The organism is Bradyrhizobium valentinum, assembly GCF_001440405.1.
Lineage (GTDB): Bacteria > Pseudomonadota > Alphaproteobacteria > Rhizobiales > Xanthobacteraceae > Bradyrhizobium > Bradyrhizobium valentinum.
This window is the reverse complement of sequence record NZ_LLXX01000143.1, coordinates 12,470-35,327: the sequence shown is the minus strand read 5'-3', so window position 1 is coordinate 35,327 and position 22,858 is coordinate 12,470. Positions and strand designations below refer to the sequence as shown.

Below are 22,858 nucleotides of genomic sequence, written 5' to 3'. Positions count from 1 at the left end.
AAGCGGCGGGCCGAGAACGCGCCGACGAATTCCGGCTCGAGCGCACCCGCCGCCACCATCCGGGCAATCTCGAAGGCGTGATTGGAGGCGAGCGTGACGCCGGAATGACAGCAGGTGACGAAGGCGCCGGGCGCACTCTCCGACTGATCGTAGATCGGGAAGCCGTCCTGCGGCATCACGCGGATGCCGGACCAGGTACGCACGACGTTCAGGCGTGCCAAATGAGGAAACATGCGCTGCGCGCGATCCGCCATCACGGCGCTCACCGAATGGTTCAGCGTGCGATCGTCAAGTTGATCTTCCTTGCTGTCTCCAATCATCACCGTGCCCTCGTCGGTCTGGCGAATGGTGGTCAGCGGATGCGGCAGGAACGGCATGGTGCGCTCGGTCACCACGATCTGGCCGCGCGTCGGGCCCATCGGCGCAGACAGGCCCACCATCGGTGCGAGCGACTGGTTGGCGTTGCCGGCGGAGAGCACGACCTTGCCGGCGCGGATCTCGCCCTGCGGCGTCGCCAGCCGGAATTCGCCGCCACTCCGGGCGATCGCCGAGACCGGACGCTCGGGAAAATAGTCGACGCCGAACAGCTTCAGCCCGGTGTGGAAGGCGCGGAACGTGCGCAGCGAGTTCACGTGCCCGTCCAGCGGACAGAAGCTGCCGCCGGAGACCTCTGGACCAATCAGCGGCAGCATCTTTCTGACCTCCGACGCCGACAGCATCTCCATCTTGTAATCTGCCGCGCCCACCTGGTTGTGCATGCGCGTGACAAGCTGAGCGCGCTGCGCGAACTCGTCCTCGCCGAGGGTCAGGTGAAAGCCGCCATTCTGCTGCAGGGCGACGTCGAGCCCGGTCTGATCTTTCAATTCGGCGGCGAGCTTGCCCCAGCTTTCGGACGCCCGCACCGTCCAGCCGGTATAGGCCGGCATACCGAGTCCCTTGCTCTGCACCCAGACCAGCGCGAAATTTGCCCGCGAGGCGCGCTTGGCGATATCGCCCTCGTCGAGGACGACGGCCTTCTTGCCGAGCCGGCCAAGACCCCAGGCAATAGCGGAGCCGAGCAGGCCGCCGCCCACGACAGCGACGTCATATTCCTTTGACATGGATTTTCCTTGGGTTCTCCTAGCGCCCCGGGTCGCTCTTGCCGGCGAGCACGCGGTCGAGCCCGTAGAAGCGGTCGAGCAGGATAAGGGCGGTCATGGTGATCGCGATCACGCTGGCCGAGACAGAGGTCACCAGCGGATCGATGTTGTCCTGGATATAAAGGAACATGCGAACGGGCAGCGTCTCGGTGCCGGGCGTGGCCAGGAAGACCGTCATGGTCAGATCGTCAAAGGATTGAATGAAGGCAAGCGCCCAGCCGCTAATGACGCCCGGCAGGATCAGAGGCAGGGTCACGCGGCGGAACAACGTCCAACCGCCGGCGCCGAGCGAGACCGCCGCCATCTCGACAGAGCGGTCCATGCCGGTTGCTGCGGCCAGCGTCAGCCGCAATGCGAACGGGAACACCACCACCACATGAGCGACCAGCAGGCCTGTGAAACTGCCGCCCATGCCGATCGCCGTGAAGAAGCGCAGGAAGGCGATGCCGAGCACGACATGCGGGATCATCAGCGGCGACAGGAACAACGCTGCGATGGCGTCGCGGCCTCGGAAACTATAGCGGGCGATGGCAAGCGCGGCCGGCACCGCGAACAGGAGCGCCACCAGCGAGGACAGCGCACCTAAGCCGAGGCTTACCCAGAAGGCATGGACGAACTCGGGATAGCTCGCGATCTTCCTGAACCAGCGTAGTGAGAAACTGGTCGTTGGCAGCGACAGGTAGCCCTCCGGCGTGAAAGCGACAAGGCAGACCACCACGATCGGCGCCAGCATGGCGACGACGAAGATCGTATGGAAGATGAGCGCGAGCGGGCCGTTCGTCCTCATCGGAACACCTCGGCATAGCGTCGCTCGATCAGCGCGTTGCTACCGACCACGATCAGCACAAGCGCCACCAGGAGCAGGACCGCTACGGCTGCGCCGAGCGGCCAGTCCAGGGTGTTGAGAAACTCGTCATAGGCGAGCGTCGCCGCGACCTTGAGCCGGCGGCCGCCGATGATGGCGGGCGTCGCAAAAGCGCTGGCGGACAACGAGAAGACGATGATCGCGCCCGACAACACGCCCGGCATGATCTGCGGCAGGACGATGCGGCGGATGATCGTGAACGAGCCGGCGCCGAGCGACAAGGCGGCGTTCTCAATCTGCGGGTCGAGGCGCTGCAGCGCGGTCCAGACCGACAGCACCATGAACGGCATCATCACGTGCGCGAGTGCGATGACCATGCCGGTCTCGGTGAACATGAAGGGCAGCGGCGAACCGATCAGCCCAAGCGACATCAGAAGCTTGTTGACGAGACCATTATTGCCGCCGAACAAGAGCGCCCAGCCGAGCGTGCGCGCCACCACGGAGATGAGTAACGGACCAAGGATCACGAGCAGGAAGAAGCTCTTCCAGCGTCCGCTCATGCGGTTGAGGATGTAGGCCTCCGGCGCACCGAACATGGCCGTTATCAGCGTCGTCAGCAGCGCGATGCGGAAGGTCCGCCAGAACATCTCGGCATAATAGGGATCGGTCGCGATCTCGCGCCAGTTCTTCAGGATGAAGACCGGCTCGATGCCTTTGTACTGGCCCCAGTCGTGGAACGAGAGCATCACCGTCATGGCGAGCGGGATCACCAGGACACCGACGAACAACATCAGCGCCGGTGCGGTCAGCGCCCACGGCGCGCGGCCGTCACGCGTATCCGCCGTCGCCGCAATATTCGCGGGGGCAGTGTCGACGGCTGCGCTCATGCGACACCTCCAGCGCCACGCAAGCTCATGTCTTCCGGCCGCCAGGCGAGCCGAACGGCCTCACCCTCCGCCGGCTGCGGCTGGCCGTCATTTTGCCGGATCACAATCACAGGGCCGCATTCGCTCTCGCACTGGAACAGCCAGTGATTGCCCTGGAAGATGCGGGTGACGATCTTCGCCGCGATCCCTGCATCACCGAAGCCGATCCGCTCGGGGCGGATGCTGACCGTCACCGGACCCGCGATGCCGGCCGGCGCCGGCACGCTCCAGGAGCCGGCGGCCAACCGCCGTGGAGTGGCGCTAAGGTCAATCGTCGCGGCTAAATCATTCGTCTTGCCGAGGAACTGGGACACAAAGGCGGAAGCCGGCCGCTCGTAGGTCTCCTGCGGTGTGCCGATCTGTTCGATGCAGCCCTGGTTCATCACCACGATCCGGTCAGACAGCGACATCGCCTCGTTCTGGTCGTGGGTGACCAGGATAGTGGTGGTGCCGAGATTTCGCTGGATCTGGCGCAGCTCGATCTGCATGTCCTCGCGCAGCTTGGCGTCCAGATTTGATAGCGGCTCGTCGAGGAGCAGCACACTCGGCCGGATTACGAGCGCACGGGCAAGCGCCACGCGCTGCTGCTGGCCACCCGACATCCGCCGCGGATACCGCTCCTCATAGCCGGCGAGCCCGACCATCTCGAGCGCGGCGCGGACGCGCTCGCGGCACTCGGCCCGCGGCACTCGCCGCATCTCGAGGCCAAAGGCGACGTTCTCGGCCGCTGTCATGTGCGGGAACAGCGCATAGCTCTGAAATACGACGCCGAGCCCGCGCTTAGCCGGCTGCATCGCAGTCAGGTCGCGTCCCTCCAGCCGGATCGCACCGCGCGAGGGATCGAGAAACCCCGCGATCATCTGCAGCGTCGTGGTCTTTCCGCAGCCCGACGGACCGAGGAAGGACACGAACTCGCCCTTGCCAACCGTGAGACTGAAATCATCGACGACAGTCTGCGGGCCGAACTGTTTTGCGACTCGGTCGAGTTCAAGAAAGGACATGGATGCTTCCAGGTGCTGCTATGGCAGATGGTGGGCCCGCGGCATTGCGCGGAGCTATCGCCGAATCCTGTCCGCCGGCGCCGAACCCGGGCTCAGCGCTCGACCTCGCGATTCCACCGCTTGGTCCATTCCTCGCGCTTGTCGTTGATGATCACCCAGTCAGGCGTATAGAGCTTTGCGGCACGCTCGCCGATCGGCGCCATCTTGCCGAGTTCCGGCGGCACCACGACCGACTTCAGCACCGGGCCGTAGCCGTAGTCCTTCAGCAACACGAGCTGTGTCTTCGGCTCAAGCAGCATCTTGATGAATGCCGAAGCGAGCGGTGACGCGTTGGGCTTGGTGATTGGACAGGCGCTCGTCAGCAGCGTGGCCGCGCCTTCCTTCGGATAGACGAAGTCGACGGGGAAGCCGGTGTTGGCGAAGCTCTGGACCCGGCCCGTCCCCCACACGGCCAGCACGGCCTGGCCGGACTGGAACAGCTCGGTCATCTTGCCCGGCGACGGCTCATAGGCCAGCACATTGGAATTGATGTCAGTCTTGATAATCTTGAAGCCGGTGTCGACATTGGCTTCGCTGCCGCCGTTCATCCTGGCAAGCATCAACAACGTGTGCAGACCATAAGTGTTGTTGATCGGCGGGATGACTATTTGCTTCTGGTACTTCGGATCCTTGAGATCGTTCCAGGAGGTCGGCGGCGCCCAGCCTTTCTCCGCGAAGACCTTGGTGTTGTACATCAAGCCAGTTGCGACCAGACCAATGCCGACCGCGCGGTCGTCCTTGAAACGTGCGGCCTCGTAGAGATCCGCAGGCAGGCCTTCGATCTTGCCGCAGAAGCCAAGCTGAATCGCCTGATACATCGGACCGTCGTCGACGATGGCCACGTCGATCTGCTGGTTGCCCTTCTGCGCCTGCAGCTTGGCAAGCGTATCGGTCGAATTGCCGGCGACGTATTCGACCTTCACGCCGTTGCTCTGCTCGAAGCCGGGGATGACTTCGTCGCGGATCGTCTTCTCGAAGGAGCCGCCGTAGCCCGCGACATAGAGCGTCTTCTGCTGAGCCAGAACCCCCGATGGGGCCAAGGCGAGGGTCGCGAGGGTCGCTGTCACGAGGCCGAGTTGCTTCATTTGGATCGATCTCCAGTACCGTGCGAGGTGCCACCCGGCGCAATCCCATTTGACCAGCTCAAGTCCCCTTGGGCGTCCGGGTCGCTGCCCAAAAAACTGGCTTTGTCCAATCCTGATGAAAAAGATCGCAATCCCCGCTTTCGCCGTCCAATTAATAATGGCACCATCTACATGCCGAAATGTTATGGACGGGGCAGAGATGGCGCGGATCAATTCGCGGCAGGTCGAAGCCTTCCGCGCGATGATGCTGACCGGCAGCGTGACGGAGGCGGCAAAGCTTATAGCTGTGACCCAGCCGGCGGTAAGCCGGCTGTTGCGCGACTTTCAGGCGCTGCTCAAGATGAAGCTGTTCGAAAGACGCGGCAGCGGCCTTGTACCAACCGCAGCCGCAACAGCACTCTATATGGAAGTCGAGCGGTCCTTCGTCGGGCTCGAACGCATCACCGCCGCCGCCGAAGAAATCCGCAGTCGCCGGACCGGTACGCTGCGGATTGCGGCCCTGCCGGCGCTGTCCAACGGCTACCTGCCGCGATTGGCTGGCGGGTTCCTGAAGGAACGGCCAAACCTCAACCTGTCATTTTTCGGCGTCATCTCACCGATCGTGGTCGATTGGGTTTTGAACCACCAGTGTGACATCGGCTTTGCCGAGGTGCCGATCGCCCATTCCGGTCTACCGTGCGTGCGACTGCCGGCGCCCGCTCGCGTTGCGATCCTTCCTGCCGAACACCGACTCGCGGCCAAGGAAACGCTGCAGCCACGCGATTTCGAAGGAGAGACCTTCGTGTCCCTGACGGCAGGATCGACCGGCCGTCATCTGATTGACCAGGCCTTCAATCGCGACGATGTCCGCCGGGTTCTTCGGGTCGAGACCAGCCTGTCCGAAATCATGTGCGGGTTGGTGTCATCCGGACTCGGCGTGGCGATCTGCGATCCATTCACGGCGCGGGAATTCGAAGGCCGAGGTGTCGTCGTGCGCCCTTTCTTGCCGCGGATCGATTTCGAGTTCGCTGCGGTTTTTCCGCCGCAGCGCAGTCCCTCGCCGGTGGCATTGGACCTGGTGGAAGCCATGCGGCAGGCGCTGAGCGAGGTGAACGGGCACCCGTCGTGCAAAACTGACGCGGTGGACAGGCGAACGTCACTCCGGACTTAAGGCGCTAGTCTTCTACGCGAAGCGCAGTAGGTTCAGATCATCCAGGAGGCGCAACCACCGATACCACCGTTCTGGCGACCGGGCGCGAAGCTGGGTCAGGTGAGCGGCCTCGGGCGCCAAGCTCCCGACGCGAAGCGCTGCAACCCGCCGACCATCCGCCACCGACAGCGAGTTCTCGGCATCGAAACGCCGGAACGCCTCGGCGAGGGCCGCGGCCGCCGGGCCGTCGATGGCGTTGGACACTTCCGGGCCGGTCGATCGTGACGATTGCGACGGCGTCATCCTACGCAAGGCCTTCAATGCGAAGACTGCGGCAACTTCAGTTTAGCCACTCTGGCTCATCGCCATTCGCCGGTCCGATCGCTGTTGGTCGCGCGTGCCGTATGAACCGAGCCCGCGCAAGACCTTGTCTCTGTCCTCCGGCGAGATCACCGACGCGGGCGCGGCCCGGCCAGCCCTTTCTTCGATAAATGCCTGCCGAAAACCGAAGCGGCAGATCACACTATCGAGACTCTCTTCGCTGCGGCGAAGACGCCGGCCATGAAATGTCATCCACTTCTCGACCCGCTGCACACTCAAGCGTCCCAGGCCCGGCTGCCCAAGAAGTTCGTTTCTGGTATGAAGCGATGCAATCTCGAGGAGGTAGTTGATGCGCGTGGATAGCTCCTTGCTGACGAGACCTGCGTGCTGGCTGCGAACCAATATGGTCGCAATTCGCTCCGGCAAATAGCTATCGATATGCTGCTCGACAGGGACGGATTTTCTCATGGACGGTTCCAGATTGATTCTGCCAATTGCGGTAGATGCGCTTAAGAATGAATCTATCAGCACCATCGACGTTTGTCGCAACCACACATTGTCTCGACCGGCCTCAGTTAGATGGATTCTAAGTCAGATCGTTTTCACATATGCATCCATACGCGTCAGAGTTGCAATCGGTTGTGCACTGGTCGCCTAGCCAACAAACATGACGAATTCCCGCAAGGCTCAACACGGGCCGTTTGCCGCAACGCTCTCAATGGGACATGCAAGCGCGTCCCTCGGGTGGGCGATCGCCGTCAGATGCGCAGCTCCAACGGCGCAATTGCATGTGCGATGGCTGACTGGCGTAGCCACCGCAAGCGCGATCGAGCCCCTGGAACCGGAAGAGATCGTTTTCTGGCTGGCAACGGTATTTCCGTCGCGGGACGTCGCGGCCGGCGAACACGACACACTCAGTATCGAGCAAGCCGCGAAAGTGCTTGATGCCGAAGAGACCGATCGTATGGCGCGGTTCCTCCATATTGAGGACCGCATGAGCTATCTGGCCGCGCATGCAGGCGCTCGCCTGCTGCTTGGAAGGCTTGTGGACCGACCCGCTGACGCACTGCGGTTCGAGCCGTCGGCACATGGCAAGCCTGTGCTCGTTGGCGGTCCAGCGAATCTCGACTTCAGTCTGAGTCACGCCCGGGGCGCGGTAGCCGTTGCGGCGGCCTGCATGCCGATCGGAGTCGATATCGAACCGCTGCGAGAAATCGCCGATATGGATTCCATCAGCGAAATCGTCCTGGCTGCAGAAGAGCGGAAGGTCCTGCGGAACGCTCCCGTAGCACTGCGGCTCCGGCTGTTTCTTCGCTACTGGACTCTCAAGGAAGCACTGCTCAAGGCCGCTTCTGTCGGATTCACGATACCTCCGAATACGGTGATCATCGATGCTGGCGCCTCCCCTGCCGTGCTCTCGGTGCCTGATGCGCTTGGATCCGCCGCACAATGGCGGCTGATCGCTCCCGCCGTCTAACCTCCCTACGCGATCAGTTCGCGGCGCGAAATCGTCGAGAGCAGCGACTCTGCGATTTCCTGCGAACGCGTGGCAAGAACGGAGAGCAACGTATCGCTCAAGCCGTGAGAGGCTTCCGAATATCCCTGGAGATGGATTTGCGGCCGAAATGCCGGGCTGGTGACGAGCCTGTAGTTGCGGTCCAGCGCGGTGTCGCGAATGTAGCGCTGGATCGGCTCCAGAAACGCATGCGGTGTTTCCCTGTCGTATCCGGTGGCCAGGACGACGGCATCATAGGTCGATCGGCGATTTCCGCTCCCGAACTTGTCAACCAGGCTGATCTCGATGCCCTCAGGTCTAGCATCCACAGCCATTATCTCGCTTCGCGGGTGCAACGTGATCCTTGTCTCGCCGCTAACACGCTGCTGGTAGAGCAATCGATATAGTTGATCGAGGAGGTCTGAATCGACAACCGCATAGTTCGTGTTGCGGAAGTTGCGAACGATCGCATCTCGCCGTTCAGTGGGCTGCGCATAGATGAAATCGGTGTAGTTCGGATTGAATATCTCGTTGACGAACGGGCTGCTGTCGGACGGTTTCAAGGCATGGCCTCGAAGGATAAGATCAATGCTCGCGTCCGGAAAGCGGCCGTGAAGATCCACCGTCACCTCAGCCGCGCTCTGTCCTCCGCCGATCACGGCCACCCGTGCAGCTCTTGCGCCGAAGCCGGCGCGCTCGACCTTATCGAGGTAGCGGCTGGAGTGAAATAATCTGGGATCATCGGCGGTCTTCGCGAATACTTGCGGGACGTATGGTCGCCCTCCCACCGCGACCACCAGGTTCCTTGCAAGCCGCACAGTCTCTCCTCCGGCGAGCGTCCGCGAATGAACCCGCAAGGACGTCACGGTTTGCCCAGCCGTCACCGGCTCGATGGCAACAATGGTTTCGCCATAGGCCGCCTGAGACTTGAACTGGGCGGCAACCCACCGGAGATAGTCGTTGAATTCGAGCCGGCTCGGATAAAACGTCCGGCAGTTGATGAAATCCTGCAACCGGCCGCGCTTGTGCAGATAGTTCACGAAGGTGAACGGACTGGTCGGATCGCGCAACGAAACGAGATCCTTGAGAAACGAGATCTGCATGTCGCTGCCCGGCAGCAGCATGCCGCCGTGCCAGGTGAAATGCGGCTGCTTCTCGACGAACAGAGGAGCGCATTTCAGACGTGACCTTCTGGCGCACTCGTCCAATGCGATTGCAAGCGCGAGATTGGAAGGCCCGAATCCGACGCCGATGACGTCGTGCTCGATCGCAAGCTGGTGAGACATAAAGCTGCGCTCCGTTCGGGCGTTAGGACGTGGCCGTCGGCGCGGTGGCTGCCGGCAGCCACAACCGGTCACCAAAGAAGCGTTCGCGCAGCAGCATCACGAGCGTGGCCCGCTTGTGCGGAAAATCGAAATTCTTGATCTTCGCGAATCCCGAAAGTTCCAGATTGCGGAGCTGCTGCGAATGCGCCGCCGCTGGCTCGCCGACGATTCGCTGCGTTCGGCAATCGTCCAGGAACATATAGTGCATCAGCGATGGCAGCCAGGCGCTGATGTAGCGGCGCCCGCGATAGGCATCCTCACCAACGACAACATGCCAGCCGCGATCGTAATCGTCGGCATCGTAGAACGGTGCGATACGATTTTCCTTGGCCCAGTAGAGTTCGAAATAGCCGAACGGCTCGTCATCGAAGCAGCCGATGAGCGGCAGCATATGCGGGTCCGCCAGGATGCCGGACAGATAGCGTCGATGCTTTTCGAGATCGCCCGCTTCGTTCCAGAACGCGTCAACGCGGGGATCGTTCATCCACCGGTGCAGCAGGTGCAGGTCACCGTCCACATCGGCGACGCGAAAGGAGATCACCTCCGCGAGCCAGGGTATGAAACGGGCATACACCTTGCCCTTCGGCTTTGGCGAGCGTCGCGGATGGCGCTTGCCGTCCGTCATCACATGGAGTTGCGGCATCGGCGGCCGTTCGGCATTGACCAGCCAATTATCCCGGCGCTGCATGACCAGTTCGGGAAGCAGCGCGACGTCCGCTCCCGCCATGACAGCGACGCCATGGTCGATCAGCTCGCGCGCAATGGATTCCCTGCCGGCTGAATCCAGGGCAAGCCGGTCAAGGCTCGGCCGCCACCCGAACATTGCTTCTGCTGCCGCCGAAACCGCTCGCATCGCGAGTTGCAGGTCGTCGGGAGCGTCCAATACTTTCAGACGATCCAGCCGCTCATCGAGACGCAGGCGCATCACCGTCGCGGGGCCCGCAGCAACGCGAACGTCTCCTCCGCCGTCTTGAACGACTGTCATCGCAGAGTGCGGTCCGATCGGGAACGCGCGAGGCCCTGTCGCGGAGCTCGAAGCTTTGTTCATCCGGCCCTCGCATCGCAACCATGATTGCTCAAAACAGAACGCGATCTTCACTCGCGCTTGCGATCTAAAGCACTCCCGCGCAGGATGACAAGAAATGCCAACACACGCAGTTTAGATTCCTTACAAATCTGACAAAACGGCGTCGCGACGAGCATCATATGCTGTCAGTGGCATACATCTCGGAAGAGCCTGGACTTCGACTCAAATTCTTTCCGAGAATAAAATAGCTCTAAAGAGAGGCGCCGGTTGGAACCGATGACGGCTTGATGACGTCATGCGCCATCGCTTCGCCGGCGACGATCTTGCCATGGCGAAGTCGCACAAGGTGATCCGCCACGCCGAAATAGCGGTCGTCATGCGAGATCACGATGATCGTCTTGCCCATGCGCTTCAGGTCAGGCAGCAGTTCCGTATAGAAGATATGCCGGAAGGCGGGATCCTGGTCCGCGGCCCACTCATCGAATACGAGGACCGGCCTCTCCTCAAGCCAGGCATTCATCAGCGCCAGCCGCTTGCGTTGACCGGTCGACAGGTCAGTCGTGGTAAACACCCCGTTCTCGACCGATACCTTGTGCGCGACCTCCAATCGCTGCAGATAACGCTCCGCGGCATCCGGCACCATTCCCGCTCCCTGCAAGAGATCTTCAAACAGGTAATAGTCTGAAAAGATGGTGGTGAAGAGCTGCCGGTAATCATCTCGCGTTTCCGTCTCGACGGGCAGGCCATCGCGAAGCAGCGTACCGCTTTGCGGTGCGTAGAGGCCGAGCAGCACCTTGATCAGCGTGGTCTTTCCGCTTCCGTTCTCACCGACGATAAAGACAACGTCCCCCCTGCGGACATGCAGGTCGATCGGTCCAAGCACGAACGGATTGCTGCCGGGCACGGCGCGAAAACCGTACGATACGCCGCGAAGTTCAATCGATTCGATCCTGCCTGATCCATCGGGCGCGGTTGACGGCGCAGCCAGCAAGTCCCGTTCAGGCGTCGAGAACTGCTCCGAAAGCTCGGCGATCCGCCGCATTGCCACCTGCGCGCGCCCCAGCGACGGCAGGATTCCGATGACCTGGTCGATGGGCCCGCGCATATAGAGCAGCACCAGGACGAACCCGCTGGAGACCGCGGCAGGGCTGTCGGGCCAGAGGAACGGACGCAAGGTCAGCGCCACACCAATCACGACGAAGAACAGCATCGTGCCCAGCGCCCGCGCGGTCACAAAGAGATTGATCGATTTGATCTGCACCGCGCTGATCCGGTCGACGGTGCGCTGAAGCTGCTCGACATAGACGCGCTGACGACGCATCCGATTCAGCCGCAGCTCCTTCGCGCCCTCGGCAATCGAGCGATAATGCTTCTGCAATTCGTCTTCGGAATCGCGAGCGGCATTGAAGCCCTTAACGCCCCGCGTTCGCGCAAAGGCATGCGCGAGAGAACCAAGGATGATGACCAGCCCCGTAATCAGAAACAGCGGCCACGACAGTACTGCCAGGTAGACCATGCAGCCGAGCGTGATGACGAGCGACACGAAGAAGGAAGAGAAGAAGAACGCGAAATCGCTGATCGTATCGACATCCTGCGTGAGGACCGGGATCAGGCGATGGGTCCGATAGATTTCGAGCTGGTCAATCGGGGCCGCCAGAATTTTGGCGGCAAGCGACTTGCGAAGCTCGGCGATGATCCGTTGCCCAACATAGTTGGCGCTGATGTCGGCGCCGATCGATCCGATCAGGATCAGCAGACACAGGCCTGCGAACGCGAACAGCAGCGTTACGACGTCGCCTTGCGTCGCGTAGAGCCCGCGATTGACGACCGCGAGCAACCCCGCAACGCTGGCGCCACCGACGACGCCGAGAACAGTGCCGCCGAGCACGATCTGCCAGTAGGGCCGCAGGAGATACAGGATCTGCGCCGTCAGGCCGCTTCGTGGATTCATCATGAGTGCCGCGCGCTGGAGTAGAGCTGAAGCGAACCTACACGGCCCGTCGTGATACGAACAGCCTTGCCGCCGTGATGCGAATACATGATGGCGGCACCACTCTTCCAGAGCTTATTTTTCAGCCTTTTTCGATCGATTCTAATTTGTGATCGGCAACGCGTTTAATAAAATGAGACTAGTACCGCCTTTGCATTGCAGCCGATGAGCGAGTAGGACCTGGATCCAGCCGCTGTGTCGGGCGCTATCCGGAAAATCGAAGCGCTTGCAGGCCAGCATCGGACAGGCCCGACTGGAGAAATGACTTTGGATTCGCTTATCTCCGAAACCCGCATCCCGCTTCCCGATGCCGCCGGCCTCGCCGCCCGGATGATCGATCATCTGGCCGAGCATGACATCGCCTTCGAGAACCAGGACGGTCTGATGGTGGCGAAACTGCCGTTTGGAACCAGTTCGCTTGCCGTCGAGGCCAAGGCGCTCAAGATCCGCGTCGAAGCCAACGACAAGGGCAACCTCGAAATGCTGCGCTCGGTCGTCGCCTCGCACGTGATCGAGTTCGCCGGCGACGACGCACCGACCATCGTTTGGTCCGGCCATGAGTCCAATGGCGGCACGCTGGCCAATTTTCGCGAAGTGCGGCTGAAGGCAGCGATCGACCTGACGCCGCGCATGCGCCGGCTGACTTTCACCGGAGACGACATCGCCCGCTTCGTGAACGATGACGACCTGCATGTGCGCCTGTATTTCCCCCCCGAAGGCCTCGCCAAGCCCGAATGGCCGTGGCCTGCCCCGGATGGCCGTATCGTTTGGCCGGAACCGGACCGCCGGCCTGTCACCCGCTACTACACGATCCGCCGCATCGATCTGCAGAGCCGCGAGATCGATATCGATTTCGTAGTCCATGATCATGCCGGCCCCGGCTCGGCATTCGCGCTCAATGCGCAAGCTGGCGCCATTTGCGGCATGGCCGGCCCGCTCGGGCGAGGCATTCGTCCGGCGCGCTGGTTGCTGCTGGCGGGTGACGAAACCGCCCTGCCGGCCATTGCACGGATTCTCGAGACGCTGCCGGCAACGGCCCTGGGTGAGGCCTTCATCGAAGTCGCCGACCGGTTCGAGGAAGTTCCGCTGGTCGCGCCCAGCGGTGTATCGATCCGCTGGCTGCATCGCGGCGACAGCCCGGCCGGGACCACGCAGTTGCTGGTCGACGCCGTCAAGGCCGCGCGATGGCCTGATCATCGCGAAATCTTCGCATGGGTCGCGTGCGAAGCACAGGCGCTGAAGGCGCTGCGAAACCATTTGCGCGACGAGCGAAAACTCTCTCGCGAGCAGCATCTTGCGGTCGCGTATTGGAGCCAGCGTCAGCCATGAGGCCCCGACACGCGCAGGCCGGCGGGACGGCATTCGCCTCGCACCGCATCGTTGCCGCAGGTACATTCCCATGCAGGTAGTTCGGCCGACCGGGATCGCGCAGGCCTCGCCCGATGCGCCCGCACCCTTGTTCGAGCTCGACGAGGTCGGCTTCGCGGTGGCGGGGCGCGCGTTGCTCGAACCGCTCACCCTCTCCCTTCCCGCGCGCAGCGTCGTGGGACTGATCGGGCACAATGGCTCCGGCAAATCGACCTTGCTGAAGCTGCTGGCGCGGCAGCAGCCAAGTTCATCCGGCACGATCCGCTTCGAAGGGCGCGCTCTACGCGAATGGAGCGATCGGGAATACGCGCGCAAGGTGGCCTACCTGCCGCAGCAGACGCCGCCCGCCGCCGGCATGCTGGTCAAGGAGCTGGTCGCGCTCGGCCGCTATCCCTGGCATGGCGCGCTCGGGCGGTTTGGCGACACCGACCGCGACAAGGTCGCGGAAGCCATGGCGCTGACCCACATCGAGCCATTTGCGGACCGGCTGGTCGATACATTGTCAGGCGGCGAGCGCCAGCGGGTCTGGATCGCGATGCTGGTTGCGCAGGACGCCGAATGCCTGCTGCTCGACGAGCCGACTTCGGCGCTCGACATCGCCCATCAGATCGAGGTTCTGTCGCTCGTGAAGCAGCTCGCCCGCGAGCGCAATCTCGGCGTGGTCGTCGTGCTCCATGACGTCAACATGGCGGCGCGCTTCTGCAACGAGATTATCGCCTTGCATTCGGGCAAGCTGATTTCCCGCGGCAGCCCGGACAAGATCATGTCGCCGGCCGAACTCGAAACCATCTACGGCATTCCGATGGGCGTGATGCCGTCTCCGGATCACAGTCATCTCATCAGCTTCGCGCGGTGAGCACGTAAGACATCCGCGCTTCACCGCGTCACATCATCCGCGCTGCGGGCGCAATAGCCAGACAAGATAGGGCCCGGCGAGCATCATCGCGAAGATGCCGGCCGGCATCTGAAACGGAAATATCACCATTCGCCCGGCCCAATCCGCTGATACCATCAGGATGGCTCCAATCAGCGCGGCCAGCGCTGCCTGGTGAAGCGCGCGCTGCGCGCCCATCATCCGCGCCATGTGCGGGGCGATGAAACCGACCAGGCTCAGAAGCCCCACCATCAGCGTCGCCGTCGCCGTCAGCAGTGCCGTCAGCAGCATGATGATGATGCGGCTTCTCGCCATCGATACGCCCATCGAGCGCGACGCTGCCGCGCCGAGCGGCAGAATGTCGAGCCAGCGTGACAGCATCGGCACCAGCACCAGCAAGACGAGTGCAGCCGCGGCCAGTACCGCGGCCTCGGCCGGACCGATCTGATACAGCGATCCCGTCAGCAACGACAGCAGCATGCCGATGCGGGGATCACCGGTCGCCAGCGCCATGGCGATAATCGCGCCGAACGCCGCACTCATGGCGACGCCAGCCAGCAGCACACGCTCCGGGCTGAACTCGGATCGCCGGCTGAACAGCAGAACCAGCGCCAGCACGAGGAACGCCCCGATCCCGCCGCCTGCAATCTGCGCCAGGCGCGTGTGAGCAGGAAAGAGATACAGAAGAACGATCACGCCCATCGCGGCGCCATAGCTGATGCCCATCACCTCCGGCGCAGCCATTGGATTTCCGGTCATGCGTTGCAGCAGCGTGCCGGCCACCGCCAGCGTGGCCCCCGCAGCCAAGGCCGACACCACGCGCGGCCAGCGCCATGGCAGAAATTCCTGAATGCCGGTCAGACCGCTCCAGCTCCAGCCCTCTGAACCGACCCCGACGGCAAGCGCGATCCAGACCACGAGCAACAGCAAGGCGAGAGCGAACAGGATCACCCGCCAGGGATGGTCAAGACGTAATGGAATGGATGGCGTCAGATTCCCCACCGGCGCGGTGGCCCGTAGCCGCGGCAGCAACACAAGCAACATCGGCGCCCCGATCAGGGCTGTGGCGGCGCCAGCCGGCATTTCCCGATAGCCGGGAGGAATCAGCAGCACAAGCTCATCTGTCAGCCATAGCAGCAGGGCGCCGCAAAGCGGCGCCCAAATCAGCCGGTCGCGAAACCGGCGCGCTCCCGACAGCATGACGATGGCCGGCGCCGAAAGACCCACAAAGCCCATTACGCCTACCACGCTGACAACCGAAGAGCTGAGCGCGATCGCGATGCCAAGCGCGCAGAGCCGCGCGCCCGTCAATCCGAGGCCGAGATTGCGCGCGGTCTCGTCATCGAAGCCGAGCAAGGTCAGCGGGCGGACCATCGCCGCGATGAGCACGAACGAAATGATGAAACGCGGTGCGAGGAATGCGACGTTGTTCCAGTCCTGCTGATTGAGGAATCCCGCGCCCCAGATGAACAGGCCGATCAGATATTCATGGTTGATCAGCACCAGCGCCTGGGTCGTCACGGCGCAGTAATAGGCGACGATCAGCCCGGCAAGCACCAGCACGACCGGCGATAACGCACGGCGCCAAGTGAGGCCGAACACGCAAAGAAACGCAAAGAACCCTCCCGCCAGCGCAATCCACTCGCGGCCGAAGGCGAGCAGCGACGGCGCCCACAAGGTTGTCACGGCCAGCGCGAGATAGGCGCCATTCAAGACACCGAGGGTGCTCGGCTCGGCAAGCGGATTGCGCAGCACCTGCTGGCAGACGGTGCCGGCCAGGCCGAGGGCCGCGCCAGCCAGAAGCGCCACTGCGATGCGCGGAAACACCGTGTAATGCACGAGCATCTGCTGCGGGTCGTTGATCTCGGGCCGCCACAGCACCGGCAACCATGCATTAGCCGGCAAATATCCCGACAGATGCCGCCACGTCAGTGCAGAAGCTGCCGCAAACAGCAACGCCATCAGCATCGCCGGATGCGTCTCGATCCCGGACCGGGCGGGCAGCGCATCAACCTTGCTCATTGTTTTCCTGCGGCAGACGTTCGGCGAGAAGACGTGCGAAGCGTTCGGCTGCCGGCACACCACCATAGAAGAATTGATTTCCCAGCACCGTCAGCCGCCCCGAGCGGAGGAAAGGCAGCGTCCGCAGCACCGGACTTGCCTTGAGCAGGGCCTCGATATCGGCAACACGCGAACTAAGCAGAACCAGTCGCGCATCCGGAACTGCAGCAAGAACTTCGAGGCCGACGCTGGTGTGTCCCCATGGACCGCTCTGTCCGGTCCAGGCATTCTTCAATCCGAATTGACTGAGCACCTCCTGATAGAGGCTGTTCGGGCCGAATACGAGCGCACGGTTGCGCGCGATCTCGCTGACGAGATAGAGCGGCTTGCCTCCGCGGTCCCGAAGCTGTTCACGATAGCCGGCCATGGCGATATCGAAACGCGCCAGATAGGCATCGCATGCCGCCTTCACGCCGAGACGCTGCGCAAGCTCCATCGTCGAGCTACGCGCCGTTTCCAGCGGATGCCGGCCGGGCTTGAAAATCGTGAAGACCTCGACCGGCGCGATCAGCTTGAGCCGGGGAATTGCGGCAGTGATACTGGGATCGACGATGATAATGTCAGGCGCGAAGCTCTGCAGCAGTTCGAGATTTGGCTCCGACCGCAGACCGATTTCCTGAACGCTTGGCGGGACGGCCGGCTCAACGACGAGCCTGCCGTAACGCTCGATCTCCGGGACAACCAGCGGCACTACGCCGAGCGCCAGTATCGTCTGCGCGCAGGCCCATCCGAGCGCGGCAACGCGGGGGCCGGATTGCGATCCGCCGGTTTGCGCAAATGCCATCGGCAGGCCGCCTGCAAGCGCCGCGCCACCGAGACCCGCTCTCAGAAGCGCGCGACGGGACAGCCTGTAGTCGGGGACAAACGTGCTCATGGAATCCGGCTCAAGAAAGCCTTGCAGCAAGGCCGCGGAGGGTGACAGTCATGACATACCTTCATTCGCGCTGCATTTCCACATCAGGCTGCCCTTTCGCCTGCGGCGCGAAAAGCCTTGGTCAGCGCCTGCCCGATCGCCACCCGCGCATGCAAGGCATCGGCCACCACGTTTCCCATGCGCAGGAATTCATGGATCATGCCCGGATAGATCTGCAGATCGACGGGAACGCCGGCCGCGCGGAGTTTTGCTGCATAGTCGCGCCCCTCATCCACCAGGGGATCAAATTCGGCAAGCACGATGAGCGCGGGGGGCAGCCCTGCGAGATCGGGTGCGGCGAGTGGCGCAAAGCGCCAATCGTCGCGGTCGGAATCGTCGCGGAGATACTGGTGAAAGAACCAGTCGACGGTGCTGCGCTCCAGGAGATAGCCGGAACTATATCGCTCGTAGGAATCGGACGTTTGCCGGGAGCTCAGGCCAGGATAGGCGAGAACTTGAAGCACAGGTTGCGGCAGGCTGCTGTCCGCCTTTGCCTCAATGGCGAGGGCTGCGGCAAGGGTGCCGCCGGCGCTATCGCCGCCGACGGCGATGCGGCCGGCGTCCATTCCCGCCGCGAACCCCTCGCGGCCGATCCAGGCCAGCGCATCGACGGCATCCTCAAAGGCGGTCGGAAACTTGTGCTCGGGTGCAAGCCGGTAGCCAACCGACAGCACGGCCGCGCCGCTGTCCTCGACGAGACCGCGGCACAAGGGCTGATGCGAATCGAGGCTTCCGACGACAAAGCCGCCGCCGTGCATATAGAGAAGAACCGGTGCCGGATCGCGACCGCTCGGCTCCTTCTGCGCGTAAAGCCGCGCGTCGATCATGGCTCCATCGCGCGTCGGCAGCGAGAGTTGGCGCTCATACGCGAGCGCCGGCGGATCGACATCGAGCAGCGGCGAGGATGCATCGAAATCGGCCCGCGCCTGCGCGGCCGTCAGTTGCGGAAACGGAATGCGTACGCCGCTTTCGGTCCCCGCCTGCACCATCTCGAGCAGCGCTGCGATATCGGGATCAAGGCTCATGCAATTGCTCACTCCGCCGGTTCCGGAACGGAGTCCTGCGAAGCCGTCGATGCCGTCTCCGGCACGAGCAGACCGCAGATCTCGTCGAGCAAGCCGGCGTCCTTCAGGATCGTGAAATGGTTGTCCCCGATCACACCGCGATCAACGGCATCAGGCAGTTGCTTCTCCAGCCGATCGCGCTGCGTCAGGCGGCCTGACGTCCACCAGCAGAGCGGCACGACCGCAAGACGGCGCGGCGGCGCAGCCTTCTGCGTCAGGGTTTTGAGGTGCCGCCCGACTGCAAAGGCGCCTGACAGGTCGTCGACGCCGAGCAAGGTGTCGTCTGTCGTGGTTCCCTGCATCTCTTCTGAGATCCGCTCGATCAGATGCCGGACATTCTTGGATGTCTCCGGCAGGTCAGCGCGCTTCGCTGCTTCGACATGCGGCTGGATACCACCGACCGCAGCGTGCGGAAGAACGGCCGACATCAATCCTGCGAGGTCATCGGTCCAGTGGGCGGTCACCTCCTGGCGGTTCGATCCGCCATGCTGCCGCAGCACGAAGCTATCGACCATGGCGAGACAATCCACGCGTTCACCGCAGCGTTCGAGTTCGGCGGCGACAAGGGTGACGAGAAGGCCGCCGAGCGACCAGCCAACCAGGCTGTAAGGGCCGCGCGGCTGAACTTGCCTGATCTCGTTCGCATAGTCCGCGGCCATTGCCTCGAGCGACCGGTCGCTCCACGAACGATCGACAAGCATCCTGGACTGCAGCCCGATCACCTGCCGGCGTCCTTCGAGGCGGCGCGCCAGCGGCCCGTAGTCGAAGACGGTGCCGAAGCCGCCATGCACGCAGAACACCGGATGCACGCCACGAACCACGCCATTCAGCGGCAGCAGCGCCGACGGCGCCGACGCAGCGGCGGGAGCCGCGGCGGCGCTATCGGCGAGCAGCGCGCGGATCGTCGGCTTCTGCAGGAGATCGCGAAGCTTGATCTCGATGCCAAACGTCTTGTCCTGCCGGAGCCGGGCCACGACCTTGAGGCTGAGGATCGAATTGCCACCCAACTCGAAGAAATTATCGGTGACGCCGACCTGCGGCAGCTTGAGGATGTCGGCCCACAGGCGCGCCATTGCGGTTTCCGCAGGTCCTTGCGGGGTCACGAAGCTTCGTGCGGCCGAGTCGGGAGCCGGCAGCGCACGCCGGTCAATCTTGCCGCTCGACAATACCGGCAGTCGCTCAAGCACCATGATCCGCGCCGGTACCATGTAAACCGGCAGCGTCTGCTTCAGGAAACCGGTCAATCTCTCGACCAGAGCCTCGGCAGCGGCTCCCGATGCGTCCTTTGCCGCCTTCGGCGCGACATAGGCAACGAGCTGGTTTCCAGCAGCGCCGGCCAGCGCCACCACGGCCGCCTGCTCGATCTCCACGTGACGAAGCAGCGAGGTCTGAATTTCTCCAAGCTCAATCCGGAAGCCGTTGACCTTGACCTGGTCGTCGCTGCGGCCGAGATATTCGACGGTACCGTCTTCGCGCCATCGCGCGAGGTCGCCGGTACGGTATAGCCGGCCCCCCGGCACCGCAGAGAATGGATCAGGCACGAAACGCTCGGCCGTCATGCCCGCCTTGCCGTGATAGCCGCGCGCCAGCCCAAATCCTCCAAGATAGAGTTCGCCTGCGACACCAGCGGGAATGATATTGAGCGAACTATCGAGAACGTAGGCGCGGCGGTCACCGACCGGCACGCCAATCGGCGCGTACGGCGTGTCGCATTCGGAGGCGCCGTCGACCTTCCAGACCAGCGGCGTGACGACGGTTTCCGTCGGGCCGTAGCCGTTGATCAGGATGCGCGGCTTCAGGACGCGCCTGACCTTGTCGAAGCCCGCCTTCGGCATCGCCTCGCCACCGAACGAGTACAGCTTGACCGGCGGCGGATTGCCCACCTGCTCGACGGACTCCGCAACCTGCTGCAGATAGGCCGGCGGCAACCCGATATGGCTGACGCGGTGCGCGTGCAGGTTTTCGACTGTCTGCTCCGGCGTCCACACCTCAGTGTCTCGCATCAAGAGCCGCGCGCCATGCGACAGTACCGTCAACCAGCGTTCATGCGCGCCATCAAAGGCCAGCGACAGGAAATGCAGTTCGCACGAGCTCTCGTCAATTTCGTAAAGGCCGCCCGTGACGTGACAATGCATGGCGAGCGGCCCATGGGCGACCGCCACGCCTTTTGGCGTCCCTGTCGAACCGGACGTGTAGATCAGATAAGCGAGGTTTTCCGGGTGCAAGTCCGGTCGCGGCGCGTGGTCCGCTCCCGTGTCGAAATCGAATGTGGAAAGAGAGATTCTTTCAGCCCGATCCAGGCCCTCTCCAACGTCGAACTGCCCCGTCAGCAGGAACGAGATCCCGGCATCGCGCATGACAAACGCACGCCGCTCGGGCGGAAGCTCCGGATCGAGCGGAACGTACGCACCGCCCGCCTTCAGGACGGCCAGCAGCGCGACCATCGTGGCTTCGGTTCGTTCGACCACGACACCGACGCGCTGCTCGGGCTTGAGTCCACGGGAGATCAGGTGATGGGCAAGACGATTGGCCCTCGTGTCGAGCGCTCCGAACGAGAGCACCTTGCCGCCGATGATAAGCGCCGTCCGTTCCGGATGACGCTTCGCATGAGCGCTGATCGCCTCATGTACCAGCGGCAGGGGGCCGGCTGACGTGGCGTGGCGATTGCAAGTTTCGGCGAGACCGGCGTCGACCGCCGTGACCGGATCGATGCTGCCAAGCACCACCGATGCGTCCCGCGTCAGCGTGGCCAACAGATGCTCGAACTGTCCCTTGATCTGCGCCGCCTGCGCCGCCGTGAAATGGCTCGGCATATAGGTGTATTCGATCTGAAGCGTGTCCTCGACGAGCACCGACAGGTCCATCGGATAGTTCGTCACGTCGACATTCCTAAGGCCGCCGAACTGCAGCGAACCGTCACGGCGGTGCATGCTGCGCTCGATCGGATAGTTCTCGAACACGATGATGCTGTCGAACATGGCCTGACCGGCGCGGCCGGCCCAGCTCTGGATATCGTAGAGCGGCGTATGCTCGTAATCCCGGATCGCCGAATTGCGATCCTGAAGCGCGCGCAGCCATTCCCCAATTGTGCTGGCGGACGGCAGCGTTTCGATCACAGGCAGGGTGTTGATGAAGAGCCCGAGCATCTGCTGCGATCCGTCGAGGCTTGCCGGGCGTCCGGCAACCGTAACGCCAAACGTCACCGTCTGCTTGCCGGTATAGCGTTGCAGCAGCTGAGCCCATACGCCTTGAACGATAGTGTTGAGCGTGATCCGCTCACGGCGCGCGAATGCCTTCAGTTCCGCGGTCGCCACCTCTCCGAGCCGGGTGTAGCAGCGCTCATGGCCGGATGCCTGATGGCGGCGCGAGCCGAAGGCATCGGCCAGTTGCGTCGGCTCGTCGAAGGCCTTGAGCTGTTCGCGCCAGAAACCTTCGGCGGCCTGGGTGTCCTGCGCCAGCAGCCAGGCAATGTAGTCGCGGTAACGCGTCGGATTCGCCGCAGGCGTGCCACCGTAATAGCACTCCAGAACTTCGCCGACGAACCGCGCCGAACTCCATCCGTCCATCAGGATGTGATGATAGGTCCAGATCAGCCGGTAGAGATTGTCCTCAAGGTGCAGCAACCGCACGCGCTGCAGCGGTGGCGTCGACAGATCGAACTCGGCAGCGCGTTCGCCGGCCAGCGCCGCCGCGATCCGTTCGTCATCGATGGCTTGCCCGCGCCAGTCTTCCTGCTCAAACGGCGCGATGGCATCGCGATAGACGGCCTGCAGCGGAGAACCGGCAAGCTCGCGCCACAGGAAGCCGGTCCGAAGCATCTGATGGCGTGCGCTCACCTCGCGCCATGCTCGCCCGAGGCGTTCCGCGTCAAGCCCGCGGATTTCAACGCTGACCTGATTGACGTAAACGCCGCTGCCGGCATCGCGCAGGCTGTGGAACAGCATGCCCTGCTGCATCGGCGACAGCGGGTAGATGTCCTCGATACGGCTCCAGTCCAGGTCAAGCCGCGCGAGCTGTTCGCTGGTTAGCCCCGAGAGCGCGCCGCGCGCTGATGCCGGCGTATCCTTGCTCGGGCTGACGTCGCGGGACAATGCCGCCAGCGCTTCAATCGTTTGGTGCCGGAAGACGTCGCGCGGCCCGATCAACACGCCTTCGCGGCGCGCGCGGCTGACCATCTGCAGCGAGATGATCGAGTCGCCGCCGAGTTCGAAGAAGTTGTCTGTAACGCCGACCTTGGGTTGGCGCAGCAGGTCGGCCCAGATTGCCGCGAGCGCCGTCTCGACCGGCGTGCGCGGT

General features: G+C 63.1%; 18 protein-coding genes. 4 read left to right on the top strand and 14 right to left on the bottom strand.

Going from position 1 to position 22,858, the window contains the following annotated elements:
- From CP49_RS25125 to CP49_RS25105, 5 genes are all read right to left on the bottom strand, one after another.
- A partial coding sequence (locus CP49_RS25125; RefSeq protein WP_057852855.1) for an NAD(P)/FAD-dependent oxidoreductase occupies positions 1-1,100 on the bottom strand: 1,100 nt, incomplete at its 3' end.
- Positions 1,101-1,119: 19 nt separating this feature from the next.
- Positions 1,120-1,926, bottom strand: a complete 807-nt coding sequence (locus tag CP49_RS25120) for an ABC transporter permease (RefSeq protein WP_057852854.1) — start codon at positions 1,924-1,926, stop codon at positions 1,120-1,122.
- Entirely contained in the window at positions 1,923-2,831 is a 909-nt protein-coding gene (locus CP49_RS25115) for an ABC transporter permease (RefSeq protein ID WP_156438640.1), read from the bottom strand. The genes CP49_RS25120 and CP49_RS25115 overlap by 4 nt, the downstream gene beginning before the upstream one ends.
- Positions 2,828-3,871 carry an ABC transporter ATP-binding protein gene (locus CP49_RS25110; protein ID WP_057852853.1) on the bottom strand — a complete coding sequence of 348 codons (1,044 nt, stop codon included), beginning with the start codon at positions 3,869-3,871 and terminating at the stop codon, positions 2,828-2,830. Before CP49_RS25110 ends, CP49_RS25115 begins: the two co-directional genes overlap by 4 nt.
- 92 nt (positions 3,872-3,963) lie before the next feature.
- Entirely contained in the window at positions 3,964-4,995 is a 1,032-nt protein-coding gene (locus tag CP49_RS25105; RefSeq protein WP_057852852.1) for an ABC transporter substrate-binding protein, read from the bottom strand.
- Positions 4,996-5,194: 199 nt separating this feature from the next.
- Between CP49_RS25105 and CP49_RS25100 the strand changes: the two genes are divergently transcribed.
- Positions 5,195-6,145, top strand: coding sequence for a LysR substrate-binding domain-containing protein (locus tag CP49_RS25100; RefSeq protein ID WP_057852851.1), 951 nt, complete (start codon positions 5,195-5,197; stop codon positions 6,143-6,145).
- Positions 6,146-6,157: 12 nt separating this feature from the next.
- Here the strand turns inward: CP49_RS25100 and CP49_RS46315 are convergent, their stop codons facing one another.
- Positions 6,158-6,427 carry a hypothetical protein gene (locus tag CP49_RS46315; protein ID WP_197423228.1) on the bottom strand — a complete coding sequence of 90 codons (270 nt, stop codon included), beginning with the start codon at positions 6,425-6,427 and terminating at the stop codon, positions 6,158-6,160.
- Between the two features lie 42 nt (positions 6,428-6,469).
- The gene (locus CP49_RS25090) at positions 6,470-6,913 is read right to left on the bottom strand and encodes a hypothetical protein (RefSeq protein WP_057852849.1); all 444 of its coding nucleotides are present in this window, start codon (positions 6,911-6,913) and stop codon (positions 6,470-6,472) included.
- Positions 6,914-7,235: 322 nt separating this feature from the next.
- Between CP49_RS25090 and CP49_RS25085 the strand changes: the two genes are divergently transcribed.
- Positions 7,236-7,922, top strand: a complete 687-nt coding sequence (locus tag CP49_RS25085; RefSeq protein ID WP_197423227.1) for a 4'-phosphopantetheinyl transferase family protein — start codon at positions 7,236-7,238, stop codon at positions 7,920-7,922.
- 5 nt (positions 7,923-7,927) lie between these two features.
- Here the strand turns inward: CP49_RS25085 and CP49_RS25080 are convergent, their stop codons facing one another.
- The 3 genes from CP49_RS25080 to CP49_RS25070 all read right to left on the bottom strand — a co-directional run bounded on the left by CP49_RS25080 (position 7,928) and on the right by CP49_RS25070 (position 12,246).
- On the bottom strand, positions 7,928-9,226 hold the full coding sequence (locus CP49_RS25080; RefSeq protein WP_057852847.1) for a lysine N(6)-hydroxylase/L-ornithine N(5)-oxygenase family protein: 1,299 nt from the start codon (positions 9,224-9,226) through the stop codon (positions 7,928-7,930).
- Between the two features lie 22 nt (positions 9,227-9,248).
- Positions 9,249-10,250 carry a GNAT family N-acetyltransferase gene (locus tag CP49_RS25075; protein ID WP_245310850.1) on the bottom strand — a complete coding sequence of 334 codons (1,002 nt, stop codon included), beginning with the start codon at positions 10,248-10,250 and terminating at the stop codon, positions 9,249-9,251.
- 292 nt (positions 10,251-10,542) lie between these two features.
- A complete protein-coding gene (locus CP49_RS25070) occupies positions 10,543-12,246 on the bottom strand; it encodes a cyclic peptide export ABC transporter (protein ID WP_057852845.1) in 1,704 nt (567 codons plus the stop codon).
- Between the two features lie 303 nt (positions 12,247-12,549).
- Here CP49_RS25070 and CP49_RS25065 point away from each other — a divergent pair, with 303 nt between their 5' ends.
- Both CP49_RS25065 and CP49_RS25060 read left to right on the top strand, forming a co-directional pair.
- A complete protein-coding gene (locus CP49_RS25065) occupies positions 12,550-13,611 on the top strand; it encodes a siderophore-interacting protein (protein ID WP_197423226.1) in 1,062 nt (353 codons plus the stop codon).
- Between the two features lie 70 nt (positions 13,612-13,681).
- Positions 13,682-14,506 (top strand): ATP-binding cassette domain-containing protein, encoded by an 825-nt coding sequence (locus CP49_RS25060; RefSeq protein ID WP_057852843.1) that lies wholly within the window; start codon positions 13,682-13,684, stop codon positions 14,504-14,506.
- Positions 14,507-14,539: 33 nt separating this feature from the next.
- Here CP49_RS25060 and fhuB read toward each other — a convergent pair whose 3' ends face one another.
- The 4 genes from fhuB to CP49_RS45125 all read right to left on the bottom strand — a co-directional run.
- Entirely contained in the window at positions 14,540-16,546 is a 2,007-nt protein-coding gene (gene fhuB, locus CP49_RS25055) for a Fe(3+)-hydroxamate ABC transporter permease FhuB (protein WP_057852842.1), read from the bottom strand.
- A complete protein-coding gene (locus tag CP49_RS25050; protein WP_063791770.1) occupies positions 16,533-17,459 on the bottom strand; it encodes an ABC transporter substrate-binding protein in 927 nt (308 codons plus the stop codon). Before CP49_RS25050 ends, fhuB begins: the two co-directional genes overlap by 14 nt.
- A gap of 83 nt (positions 17,460-17,542) precedes the next feature.
- Positions 17,543-18,523: an alpha/beta hydrolase gene (locus CP49_RS25045; RefSeq protein WP_057852840.1), complete on the bottom strand. Its 981-nt coding sequence runs from the start codon at positions 18,521-18,523 to the stop codon at positions 17,543-17,545.
- An 8-nt stretch (positions 18,524-18,531) separates the two neighbouring features.
- Positions 18,532-22,858, bottom strand: a 4,327-nt coding sequence (locus tag CP49_RS45125) for a non-ribosomal peptide synthetase (protein WP_156438663.1), incomplete at its 5' end; no start/stop codon positions are given.